10 protein-coding genes and 1 riboswitch are annotated in these 11,591 nt (G+C 43.4%); of the genes, 3 read left to right on the forward strand and 7 right to left on the reverse strand.

Annotated features, from left to right (window positions below):
- Positions 1-35: 35 nt before the first annotated feature.
- The 3 genes from fdhD to lysS all read left to right on the forward strand — a co-directional run bounded on the left by fdhD (position 36) and on the right by lysS (position 5,110).
- Complete coding sequence (fdhD, locus tag EDC51_RS01270) at positions 36-848, forward strand: formate dehydrogenase accessory sulfurtransferase FdhD (protein ID WP_131927951.1); 813 nt, start codon at positions 36-38, stop codon at positions 846-848.
- Between the two features lie 86 nt (positions 849-934).
- Positions 935-3,481, forward strand: coding sequence for a DNA gyrase subunit B (locus EDC51_RS01275; RefSeq protein WP_131927952.1), 2,547 nt, complete (start codon positions 935-937; stop codon positions 3,479-3,481).
- A 126-nt stretch (positions 3,482-3,607) separates the two neighbouring features.
- Entirely contained in the window at positions 3,608-5,110 is a 1,503-nt protein-coding gene (gene lysS, locus EDC51_RS01280; RefSeq protein ID WP_131927953.1) for a lysine--tRNA ligase, read from the forward strand.
- Between the two features lie 114 nt (positions 5,111-5,224).
- On the opposite strand, the gene EDC51_RS01285 is transcribed toward lysS, so the two are convergent.
- The 7 genes from EDC51_RS01285 to EDC51_RS01315 all read right to left on the reverse strand — a co-directional run bounded on the left by EDC51_RS01285 (position 5,225) and on the right by EDC51_RS01315 (position 11,314).
- The gene (locus EDC51_RS01285; protein ID WP_131927954.1) at positions 5,225-6,523 is read right to left on the reverse strand and encodes an MFS transporter; all 1,299 of its coding nucleotides are present in this window, start codon (positions 6,521-6,523) and stop codon (positions 5,225-5,227) included.
- Positions 6,510-7,187 carry a thiamine phosphate synthase gene (gene thiE, locus EDC51_RS01290; protein WP_015432472.1) on the reverse strand — a complete coding sequence of 226 codons (678 nt, stop codon included), beginning with the start codon at positions 7,185-7,187 and terminating at the stop codon, positions 6,510-6,512. The genes EDC51_RS01285 and thiE overlap by 14 nt, the downstream gene beginning before the upstream one ends.
- 24 nt (positions 7,188-7,211) lie before the next feature.
- Positions 7,212-8,015, reverse strand: a complete 804-nt coding sequence (gene thiD, locus EDC51_RS01295; protein ID WP_015432473.1) for a bifunctional hydroxymethylpyrimidine kinase/phosphomethylpyrimidine kinase — start codon at positions 8,013-8,015, stop codon at positions 7,212-7,214.
- Positions 8,008-8,802: a hydroxyethylthiazole kinase gene (thiM, locus tag EDC51_RS01300; protein ID WP_131927955.1), complete on the reverse strand. Its 795-nt coding sequence runs from the start codon at positions 8,800-8,802 to the stop codon at positions 8,008-8,010. Before thiM ends, thiD begins: the two co-directional genes overlap by 8 nt.
- A gap of 61 nt (positions 8,803-8,863) precedes the next feature.
- A complete protein-coding gene (locus EDC51_RS01305) occupies positions 8,864-9,805 on the reverse strand; it encodes an ABC transporter substrate-binding protein (RefSeq protein WP_131927956.1) in 942 nt (313 codons plus the stop codon).
- Positions 9,806-9,818: 13 nt separating this feature from the next.
- Entirely contained in the window at positions 9,819-10,580 is a 762-nt protein-coding gene (locus tag EDC51_RS01310) for an ABC transporter permease (protein WP_131927957.1), read from the reverse strand.
- Complete coding sequence (locus EDC51_RS01315) at positions 10,577-11,314, reverse strand: ABC transporter ATP-binding protein (RefSeq protein ID WP_131927958.1); 738 nt, start codon at positions 11,312-11,314, stop codon at positions 10,577-10,579. Before EDC51_RS01315 ends, EDC51_RS01310 begins: the two co-directional genes overlap by 4 nt.
- Positions 11,315-11,385: 71 nt before the next feature.
- A riboswitch (TPP riboswitch) is annotated at positions 11,386-11,476 on the reverse strand.
- Positions 11,477-11,591: the final 115 nt, after the last annotated feature.

The raw sequence follows: 11,591 nt of genomic DNA on the forward strand, positions 1-11,591 counted from the left end.
TAAACTACTTTTTACCCCAATTTTTAGGAAATAATGTGAGTTCGATCAAAAAAATCCCAGCAAAACGATTGGTTATTGAGAATGGTTCTTTTTCCATTAAAAATCAACAGGATAATTTAATTTCAGAAGTACCCGTTGCACTCGTTTACAATGGCATTTCTCACACAGTAATGATGTGTACACCACAAGATTTGGCTGATTTTGCATTGGGATTTTCACTTGCTGAAGGCATTCTGCTCAATAAAAAAGAGCTTTATGGGCTAGATATTATATCGCACTGCAATGGCATTGAAATTCAAATGGAAATCAGCACTCGCCGTTTTACCGAATTAAAAGCAAAACGCCGCTCAATGGCAGGGAGAACAGGTTGTGGTATTTGTGGGGTAGAGCAATTAGAGCAAGTGCAACAAGATGGCAGAAATTTTGTAAAAACAGACCGCTTGCAGGCGGTGTCTCCGCTTATTTTTAATCATTGCTTAGCCCAGCTTGAAAATGCGCAAACACTCGCAAAAGAGACTGGGGCAAGCCACGCCGCGGCATTTTTTACCCCCGAAGGTAAAATGTTAGCTATTCGAGAAGACGTTGGAAGACACGTTGCACTGGATAAATTACTCGGTTGGTATGCTAAAGCGGATAGCCCATTAGGTTTTGTCTTTGTGACCAGCCGAGCCAGTTTTGAAATGGTACAAAAGTGCCTAGCCTGCGGAATTGAAATGCTCTGTGCGATTTCTGCTACTACCGAAATGGCGCAGCAAATGGCAGAGGAAAATGGGTTTACCCTATTAGCATTTACCCGCAAAGGGAGAGCCACGATCTATTCAGGAAGTAATAGATTGGCATTAGATTAACCTTGTTTTTTCTGCTATAATCCCACCCAATTTTTTGCATTTTTTAGCGGTCTTTTGACCGCTTACATTATTTAAGGAACGACAGAATGTCAGAGCAAGAGCAAAATCAAAGCAACTACGATTCTTCCAGCATTAAAGTTTTGCGTGGCTTAGATGCCGTACGTAAACGCCCTGGTATGTATATTGGTGATACTGATGATGGTACTGGTTTGCACCATATGGTGTTTGAAGTCGTAGATAACTCTATTGACGAAGCCCTTGCGGGGCATTGTAACGATATCATTGTTACTATTCATTCCGATAATTCTGTGTCAGTACAAGATGATGGACGCGGTATTCCTGTTGGGATTCACCCTGAAGAAGGTGTTTCAGCTGCCGAAGTGATTATGACCGTTTTACACGCTGGCGGTAAATTTGATGATAACTCTTATAAAGTGTCAGGTGGTTTACACGGCGTGGGTGTGTCGGTGGTAAATGCACTTTCTTCAAAATTACAGCTGACTATTCGCCGTGAAGGGCATATTCACGAACAAATTTATCATTTAGGCGAGCCAGAAGCACCACTGGCGGTGATTGGTGATACGGATAAAACCGGCACTTGCGTACGTTTCTGGCCAAGTCTTGATATTTTCAAAAATAAAACCGAATTTGAGTATGCGATTTTGAAAAATCGCTTGCGTGAACTTTCATTCCTAAATTCTGGTGTGTCTATTAAACTAGTCGATGAGCGTGACGGCACACAAGATCATTTCCATTATCAAGGCGGTATTCAAGCTTTCGTGGATTATTTGATTAACAATAAAAAAGACGATAAGCAAGCAGAATACGATGAAGATCTTGTCTCAGAAGATGACGAAGAAGAGAACAAGAAAAAATCCAAGAAAAAAGAAGGTGAAGTAGAAAATAAAAACGGTGCAATTCACAGTGCGCCATTCTATTATTCCGCTGAAAAAGAGGGAGTAGGTGTAGAAATTGCGATTCAATGGCGAAATGCGTTGAATGAAGCCGTCTATTGTTTTACTAACAACATTCCACAACGTGATGGTGGTACGCATTTAACAGGTTTTCGTGGTGCATTAAGTAACTCGATCACCAAATATATGGATAGCGATGTTGCAAAACTGACTAAAGACGAGAAAAAAATCAAAGTCAAAGGTGATGACGCTCGTGAAGGGTTGGTGGCTGTGGTATCGGTAAAAGTACCAGATCCAAAATTTTCATCACAAACCAAAGATAAATTGGTCTCTAGCGAAGTTCGAACGGTGGTAGAAACCACAATGAACGAAGCGTTGCAAGAATATCTGAATGAACATCCAGAAGATGCCAAAGCTATTGTGAAAAAAGTATTGCTTGCTGCTCGTGGACGTGCGGCTGCGGCAAAAGCACGTGAAACAATTGCTCGTAAAGGGGTATTCTCACTGGGGGGATTACCAGGTAAGTTAGCAGATTGCCATGAAAGCGATCCAAGTCAATGCGAGCTTTTCCTTGTGGAGGGGGATTCTGCGGGAGGTTCGGCAAAACAAGGTCGTGATAGTAACTATCAAGCCGTCTTGCCACTTAAAGGGAAAATTCTCAACGTAGAAAAAGCTCGTTTTGACAAAATGCTTTCATCACAAGAGATTACGGCATTGATTACCACTTTTGGTGCAGGTATTGGGCGTGATGAATTTAACCCAGAAAAATTACGCTATCACAAAATCGTGATTATGACCGATGCGGACGTGGACGGTGCGCATATTCGTACATTACTTTTAACGTTCTTCTATCGTCAAATGCCAGAACTTATTGAGCGTGGTTATGTTTATATCGCCCAACCGCCACTGTATTCTGTGGAGAAAGGTAAAAATAAACACTACATCTTAGACGATGAAGAAATGCAAACCTATGAATTAAGTTTAGCGTTGGAAAATGCGGCACTATATGCCAGTGCGGATGCGCCTGCGATGAGCAGTGTAGCGTTGGAAAGCTTAATTAGCGAATACAACGAAGTGCAAAAAATGTTTGAACGATTGAGCCGCCGTTATCCGACTAATGTACTTAATCAGTTGATTTATCAGCCCGTGTTTAACGATGATGTTGCAAAAAATCAAGAAAAAGCGACCGCTTGGTTAGCAAACTTGGTAGAAAAACTGATTGCAGAAGAGACGCACGGTAGCCTTTATCAGGGTGAGGTTGTATTGAATAATGAACGCCAAATTTATGAACCAGAAATCGCTATCACGACGCACGGTGTTACCACTAAATATCGCTTAGATTACAATTTTATCAGCGGTGCAGAGTATGCCAAAATCAGTAAATTAGGTTCGCAATTACAAGGTTTACTAGAACCAAGCGCTTATGTGATGCGTGGGGAGCGTCGTAAAGAGGTGAGTAGCTTTAAAGAAGCGATAGAATGGCTAATTAATGAATCTCGCCGTGGACTTTCTATCCAACGCTATAAAGGGTTAGGTGAAATGAACCCGAAAGAGCTGCGTGAAACCACAATGAACCCAGATGCACGTAAGATGTTGCAGGTGAAAATCACCGATGCGATCTTGGCAGATCAGCTGTTTAGCACGTTAATGGGCGATGAGGTTGAACCACGCCGTGAATTTATTGAAGATAATGCATTAAATGCAACATTAGATATTTAATATCTGGCAAGCGGGTTGGCTTTGCAGAAAATTTGCAAAATCTGCCCGCTTGTTTTAGCCAAAAGTGGTTAAATCCCGTATAATTCCCCATTTTTGAAACGAATTCTTTTCATTTAAGGTAATACAATGTCAGAACAAGAAAATCAAGAATTAGATCTTAATGGCGAAATGCTTGCTCGCCGTGAAAAACTAGCCCAACTTCGAGCTAAAGGCAACCCCTTTCCAAATACTTATCGCCGTGAACATTTAGCGGCAGATTTACACAAACAATATGATGAAACTGATGGCGAAGCGTTAAAAGAGCAAAATATTCCTGCGGTAGTTGCAGGACGTGTAATGTTACGCCGTGTGATGGGTAAAGCTGCATTTGCGACGATTCATGATGTCAGTGGTGAAATTCAGCTCTATATTGCCCGAGATAATTTACCAGAAGGTGAATATGCAGAGCTTATCGCAATGTTAGATTTAGGCGATATTGTTTGGGCAAGTGGTAGCCTGTTTAAAACGAAGACAGGTGAACTAACGGTTAAAGCTCATCAATTTAAATTATTAACGAAAGCGCTGCGCCCATTGCCGGATAAGCATAAAGGCTTAACGGATATGGAAACCCGCTATCGCCAGCGCTATTTAGATTTAATTGCGAACGAGCAATCACGCCGTACTTTTATGATTCGTTCAAAAGTGGTTTCGGGTATTCGCCAATTCTTCTTAGAGCGTGGCTTTATTGAAGTAGAAACGCCGATGTTGCAAGTTATTCCGGGTGGAGCAGCGGCGAAACCATTTATTACACACCATAATGCGTTAGATGTAGATATGTATTTGCGTATTGCACCAGAACTTTATCTCAAACGCTTAGTGGTCGGTGGTTTTGAGCGGGTATTTGAATTAAACCGCAATTTCCGTAATGAAGGGGTATCCGTACGCCATAACCCAGAATTTACCATGATTGAATACTACCAAGCCTATGCGGATTACCATGATTTAATGGATAACACCGAAGAACTATTACGCAAATTGGCATTAGATATTCTAGGTACAACCGATGTGCCATATGGTGAATATGTGTTTGATTTTGGCAAACCATTCGAGCGTATTACCATGCACGATGCGATTGTAAAATATGGTAACGGCATCACTCGTGAAGACTTAGATAGCTTCGAGAAATCCGTTGAAATTGCCAAAGGTTTAGGTATTGAAATCCAAAAATCGTGGGGATTAGGCTCAGTAGTGAATGCCATTTTTGAAGAAGTGGCAGAGCATCAATTGATCCAACCAACTTTCTTAATGGCACACCCTGCGGAGATTTCGCCATTAGCGCGCCGCAACGATGAGAATCCAGAAGTGACCGATCGTTTTGAGTTGTTTATTGGTGGCCGTGAAATTGGTAATGGCTTCTCAGAATTAAACGATGCGGAAGACCAAGCTGAACGTTTCCACGCTCAAGTTGCTGCGAAAGAAGCGGGCGATGATGAAGCGATGTTCTACGATGATGATTTCGTTGTCGCACTTGAACACGGCTTGCCACCAACAGCAGGTGAGGGTTTAGGTATTGACCGCTTAGCGATGATTTTTGCTAACGCTCCATCAATCCGTGATGTGATCTTATTCCCTGCAATGCGTCAAAAATAATGTTACGATAAGATAACGCCATATCAACAGACTCGGGTTTGATATGGCGTTTTTTGTTGCTCAAGCGCTGGGAAATTGCAGAAAAAATGCAAAAAACAAGCGCTTGTCTCTCTTTTACCACGCTATATTTTTCGTCTCTTTAATCTTCCACAACGCAAAGCAAGAAATCAATGAATTGAATGCTAAATACAACCCAACACCGAAGATACCATAGTGGTTGTTCAACTGAATCGCGATGATAGTTGCTACACTTCCACCTAAAATACCTGCAATAGTATAAGCAAGGGCGGCACCAGAATAGCGAGCTTCTGTTGGGAATAATTCAGGCAATAAGATTGAAAGCGGGCCAAATGTTGCACCGATTAAGATCATTCCCACGGCTAAGAACCAAAATAATGATAGTTCTGAGCCATTTTGCAAAAACACTGGCAGGGCTAAACCGAACACTGCGGTTAATGCGGTAAAAAGCAACATCCATATTCTGCGTCCAATTAGCTGAATCCCCAAACCAGACAGCGCAATACTAATGGCAAAAACCACAGAGTTAATCAGTAGCAAGCGGGTAAACAGCGCACTATCTAATCCTAAGCCTAGCGGATGTCCTTGTGGCGAAAGGACTATTGGATTTTTGGCATAGAGTTGAGCAAAAGCAATTAAAATATAGAACAGTACGTAACCTGCTGTAGCGAGTAATACGCCAAGTATAAACGGGCGGAAATGCAGGGTAAAGACAGCTTTGGCTGGTAAGTGTGCTGTTTTACCCTGCTGCTCGGCTTTTAAAAATACTCTACTTTCATGCAAATTCACACGAATATACAAACCAATAGCAACCAGTATTAACGAAGCAAGAAAAGGAATACGCCAAGCCCAATCTAAAAAGGCTTGTTGCCCAAATAGTGCCGTGGTTAAGAAAAAGGCACCATTGGCGAGCAACAAGCCTATTGGGGCACCAAGTTGTGGAAAAATGCCAAACCAGCCGCGCTGGTGATTAGGTGCATTTTCAGTGGCAACTAATGCGGCACCAGCCCATTCACCACCGAGAGCTACGCCTTGTCCAATACGGCAAAGACAGAGTAGTAGCGTAGCCCAAATACCCAGTGCAGCATAGTTTGGCAGTAAGCCGATCATCATGGTCGATAACCCCATAAGTAGCAATGAAGCAACTAATGCTCGCTTTCGTCCAAATTTATCGCCAACATGCCCGAATAGCACGGCACCGAGTGGTCGGGCAAAAATGGCGAGAGCAAGGGTGGCGAGTGAGGCAATTTGGTTTGACATTGGGTCATGACTATTAAAAAACTGGTGATTAAAAATTAGCACTGCAGCCATGGTGTAAATATAGTTATCAAAATACTCAATTGTTGTGCCGATCATTGCGGCAATTGCGACTCTAGTTGGGTTATTTTTTTGCATGGTTTGCACCTTTTAGCAAAAAATTGACCGCTTGTGGCACATTTTCAGCATGACTAATAGCACTAATCACTGCTACACCATCTGCACCAGAGTCTCGGAGTGGTTGTACATTCTCGGGCTTGATGCCTCCAATAGCAACGAGTGGTTTAGTGATACCATGTTTTCTCAATGTATGGATAAATTCCATGCCGACTACCGGCTTGGGATCTGTTTTGGATTGTGTAGGAAATACGGGGCCAATGCCGAAGTAATCAATTGCCGGATCCATATTGCTAAATTTTGCTTGTTCAAGTGTATTAACTGATAACCCGATAATGAATGGCTGTTTGGCTTTTTGCCGAATTTCGGTAACTGGAGTATCGCTTTGCCCCACATGAATGCCATCTGCCTCAAGTTCAAATGCAAGTTTGACGTTATCATTGACAATAAAGGGTACATTATATGTTCGGCAAAGATCGCGGCAGGCTAGAGCTAGGGCATGCTGTTTTTCCGGCTGATTTTCGAGTGAAAATGCGCCTTTATCTCGAAATTGAAAACAGGTAATACCGCTTTCAAGGGCTTGACGTAAAATACATAATAAATTTTCAGCGGGATTGCCTGCGTGAATTCGGCAATCTTGAGTGCCAGCAATAAAGTAGAGTGGAAGATAAGATTTAATTAACATAAGACTCCTTAAGTTGGTTGTATATCACTGTCCATATGCCCAATGATTAGTTGGTCCTTGTCCATGTCCGATATTGAGTGGCTGGCGAATTGCTTCTGTAATAAAGGCTTTAGCAATTTTTATTGCTACCTTTAATGGATTGCCCTTGGCAAGTTCAGCCGTCAAACAGGCAGAAAAAGTACAGCCTGTGCCGTGTGTATGGGGCGTGTGAAAGCGAGGGGAAAAAAGGGTAAATTGTTCTTCAGGAGTAAAGACCCAATCCACACAAGCTTCATTTTGCGCATTAAAACGGTGTCCACCTTTGATAATTACCGTACTTGCTCCCATCTCTTGTAGTTTAGCTGCAGCGTTAATCAAGCTATTCTCACTCGCAATAGTGAGCCCCGTTAATGCTTCTGCCTCCGGAATATTAGGCGTGATAACATCAGCCAATGGCAACAGCGTTTCTCGTAGCGCTTGGATAGCATTTTGTTGCAACAAGGGCGCGCCACCTTTAGCAATCATCACGGGATCTAACACAAATGTACCCAAATCGAACAGCTTAATTTGCTCAGCAACGCATTCAATAACCTCTGCTGTGCCAAGCATGCCGACTTTAAATGCTTGAATATTAAAATCCTCTGCAACCGCCTTTATTTGAGCCTCAATTGAAGGGAGAGGAATAGTGTGAATATCAAACACTCCTAAGGTATTTTGGGCAGTAACGGCAGTAATAACGGAAGTGCCGAATACCTTACGCATTTGAAAGGTTTTTAAATCGGCTTGAATGCCTGCCCCTCCACCGCTGTCTGAGCCTGCAATAGTTAAGGCTTGATAAATATTAGACATTTGCAATTTTCTCCCGTAATTTGACCGCTTGTGGGCTCATCACGCCCAATTCATCAAGTAAGCTTGTTTGGAATTGTCCCAATTGGCTTGGTTGTAATTTCTCTGCAGCTAATTCACCGGCAATTGCGTAGGTGGAACAGGCCTCACACAGTGCATCGAAATAGCTTGTTGGTTCGGCAACGCTTAAAAAAGCGGTGCAAACAGCACTTAACAAACAGCCTGAGGCGGTGATTTTGGGGAGCATAGGCGTACCATTGGTAAGCAATGCTGTGCGTGTGCCGTCGCTGATCACATCCGTTTCACCACTGATAACCGCAATAGTGCGATATGTGTTGGCAACAATTTTAGCGATTTCGATCAGGTTGTCGCGCCCATTTCCGGCATCTACCCCTTTAGCTTGCCATTCAATGCCGGCAATCGTTGCCAATTCGCCAGCATTGCCGCGAATAGCAGCAAATTGAACCTCGCTCAGCAAGCGTTGTACAACGCGTTTACGATAGTTTGTTGCGCCTACCCCTACAGGGTCGAGTAAAACAGGAATGCCGATTTGATTGGCGGTTTTGCCAGCAAGCAACATTGCCTCTAATTCTTTGCCAATCAAAGTACCGATATTGATCACCAAGCCATTGCTGATTTGGGGCACCTCTTCCATTTCTTCGATATTGGCAGACATTAAAGGCGAAGCACCTAATGCTAATAGACCGTTGGCGGAAAAATTGGCGGCGACAATATTGGTGATATTGTGAATTAATGGATTCTGTTGGCGGATTTGAGTTAAATAGCACATAAAACTTTCCTTACTAAGAGATTTTCCCCTCTCCTGTTTATAGGTATGGGGAAAGGTCAAGTTACTTTAATTCCACGGCATAATTTTCCAATGGTGGCATCTCTTTGACTAAGCCTTGGGTAGTTAAAAATTCTGCCATTCGGTGATAGCGATGGCTATCTAAGGCTCTTGGGCGATGGGCAAGGCGAGGTAGAGTGTCTGTCCAAGCTCTGCGGTTAAGCTCGTTGTTTAGCTCTTGCGGTTTGTAACTCACAAAGGCTTCCCATGCGGCGTGAGGGTGATTTAGGGTGTAAACTGTTGCTTGTTCAAGTGCGGTTAAAAATGCCGAGAATTTGGGTTGATTTGCTTTTTCTTTATGAACGACAACGATCAGCTCATCATAAGCCGGTACGCCGTGTTCTTCGGGAAAAAATGCCTTGCCTTTATGTTTTTCCAATGCCAATTGATTGAGCTCAAAGTTACGGAATGCGCCAATCACTGCATCCACTTGCCCTGAGAGTAAAGCAGGCGAGAGTGACCAATTGACATTGACAAGCTCAATATCTTGCTTGGAAACGTTTGCAGACGAGAGCATGGCTTTCAATAAAGCATCTTCAAATCCACTCACTGAATAACCGATTTTTTTACCTTTTAAATCAGCAAGGCTGTTGATCTTGCCGTTATCCAACACTACAAGGCTATTGAGTGGCGTCGCAATCAATGAGCCGATCCGAGCTAAGGGTAAGCCTTGAGCCACTTGTTGCTGAAGTTGTGGTTGGTAATTTATCGCTAAATCTGCTTTGCCGGCAGCGACTAATTTAGGCGGCATACTGGGATCAGCGGGTTCGATAATTTCTACCTCTAACCCTTGTTCCGCAAAATAGCCTTTTTGCTGTGCCACAATAATGGCAGCGTGATCAGGATTGACGAACCAATCCAGCATCAAGCTGATTTTTTCTTTCGCGACGAGGGTTTGAGCAGCCATCAATGTGGCGACGGCAAGAAAAGTGCGATGTAATGTCATTGTGTTTCTCCGTTTAATGTAAATATGCCGCCCAAGGCACAAGGCGTTTGAGCAGCCGGTCGGTAAAAAAATAGAGGGCAAGAGCTTGTATGAGGAGGATAAATAGGGCAGCGAACATGAGATCGGTATGCATTCGGGCGTTGGCATGTAGCATGAGGTAGCCCAAGCCTTGTGATGAACCGACCCATTCACCGACAATCGCTCCAATTGGCGCAACGGATACGGCGATGCGTAAGCCTGAAGCCAGTGAGGGTAATGCCGCAGGCAGACGGACTTTAAACAATATCGCAAGCGGTGAAATTTGTAGGGTTTTTGCCAAATCCAACCAAGTGTTTGGTGTGTTACGTAAACCGTCAAAACAAGCGGCGGTGACAGGGAAATAGATAATCAACACTGTCATCATAATTTTGGAAGCCAGTCCATAGCCGAACCACATAACTAATAACGGCGCAATTGCAAAGACAGGTATGGCTTGTGAAATGACCAAGATAGGCAATAACAAACTGGAAAGGCGTTGATAACGCGTGAGCAGTAATGCCGAGCCTAAGCCAAATACACTGCCGAGTAACAAGCCAAGCAGAATTTCAAGCAGGGTAATTTGCGCATGACTCCATAAGAGCGGTGCGTTTTCACTGAGTTTTTGCCAAACGGTAAAGGGCGAAGGCAGCAAATAGGGCGGAATTTCGCCTAAAATGACCGTGCTTTGCCATAAAAGCAACAAGCAAAGTGCGATAACAAGCGGTCTAAAAAGCGGTATTTTTTGCAAAATTTTCATAGATGTTCCCCGCTTGTTTTTCCTTCACTTGTTAATGCTTCAAACAATTGTTGTTGTAATTGCCAAAGTGCTTGAGTTTCCAATGTTCTGGGTGTGAGGCCGGTTAGCGGATAAACGCTAGAAAGTTCAGCAGGCAGGCCGCGAAGAATACGAATCTCATCACTGACCCGAATGGCTTCTTGTGGATCGTGTGTGATCAGTAGTACCGTTTTACCGCGCAACAGCTCGACTGCTAAGGATTGCAGTTGATGGCGAGTAACAGCATCAAGGGCAGAGAAGGGTTCATCCATTAAAATTAAATTAGCCTCTTGCATCAGTGTGCGGGCAAGGGCAACACGTTGCCGTTGTCCACCAGAAAGCTGGTAGCAAGGCTTATGAAGATGATCGGATAAGCCTACTTGTTCGAGGAGATAAACCGCTTTTTGGTAAGTTTCTGCTGATTTTTGACCGCTTAAATGCGCGTGAAGTTGAACGTTATCAACCAGTGACAGCCACGGATAGAGCGAATCGGTTTGTGCCAGCCAAGCAAGACGGGTATTGGCGGCAAAGCAGATTTCGCCTGTTTGGACAGCGCGATCTTCAAGCCCAGCAATGGCGCGTAGCAGCGTTGATTTCCCTACGCCACTGCTTCCGAGGAGTGTTGTCCACTTGCCTTTTGGAAGCTCAAAATTAAAGTGCTGAAATAGCTTGCATGAGCCAAAAGCAAGGCAAAGGTGCTTAATTGCAACGCACATTTCCCCTCCGAATTACAGGATTCGGAAAGTCAAAGCGTGCAGGATAGAATAAATGAGAGAGATAGAATGGGATCTTGGCATCATTAGTTTCCTACGGCAGCATTAACTGAATCAGGTTCACGGGTATCATCTCAGCCTTTAACGGCACCCCGACTAATGGCGAAGACTATACGGGAGTTTGCTTGAAGAAACAAGTAAGAATTTACAAAAATGTGAACAAGTATGCATTTTTGTAAAGGCATTGCCTGTTTGTACCTTGTCTATTTTTAGCTTTTAG

Source organism: Bibersteinia trehalosi, assembly GCF_004346205.1.
Classification (GTDB): domain Bacteria; phylum Pseudomonadota; class Gammaproteobacteria; order Enterobacterales; family Pasteurellaceae; genus Bibersteinia; species Bibersteinia trehalosi.

Excerpts from the sequence above, each read along its gene's own strand:
- EDC51_RS01315 (WP_131927958.1), bottom strand. The coding sequence starts at position 11,314 with ATGTGCGTTGCAATTAAGCACCTTTGCCTTGCTTTTGGCTCATGCAAG.
- thiD (WP_015432473.1), bottom strand. The coding sequence starts at position 8,015 with ATGTCTAATATTTATCAAGCCTTAACTATTGCAGGCTCAGACAGCGGT.
- thiM (WP_131927955.1), bottom strand. The coding sequence starts at position 8,802 with ATGTGCTATTTAACTCAAATCCGCCAACAGAATCCATTAATTCACAAT.
- EDC51_RS01285 (WP_131927954.1), bottom strand. The coding sequence starts at position 6,523 with ATGCAAAAAAATAACCCAACTAGAGTCGCAATTGCCGCAATGATCGGC.
- EDC51_RS01310 (WP_131927957.1), bottom strand. The coding sequence starts at position 10,580 with ATGAAAATTTTGCAAAAAATACCGCTTTTTAGACCGCTTGTTATCGCA.
- lysS (WP_131927953.1), top strand. The coding sequence starts at position 3,608 with ATGTCAGAACAAGAAAATCAAGAATTAGATCTTAATGGCGAAATGCTT.
- thiE (WP_015432472.1), bottom strand. The coding sequence starts at position 7,187 with ATGTTAATTAAATCTTATCTTCCACTCTACTTTATTGCTGGCACTCAA.
- EDC51_RS01275 (WP_131927952.1), top strand. The coding sequence starts at position 935 with ATGTCAGAGCAAGAGCAAAATCAAAGCAACTACGATTCTTCCAGCATT.
- EDC51_RS01305 (WP_131927956.1), bottom strand. The coding sequence starts at position 9,805 with ATGACATTACATCGCACTTTTCTTGCCGTCGCCACATTGATGGCTGCT.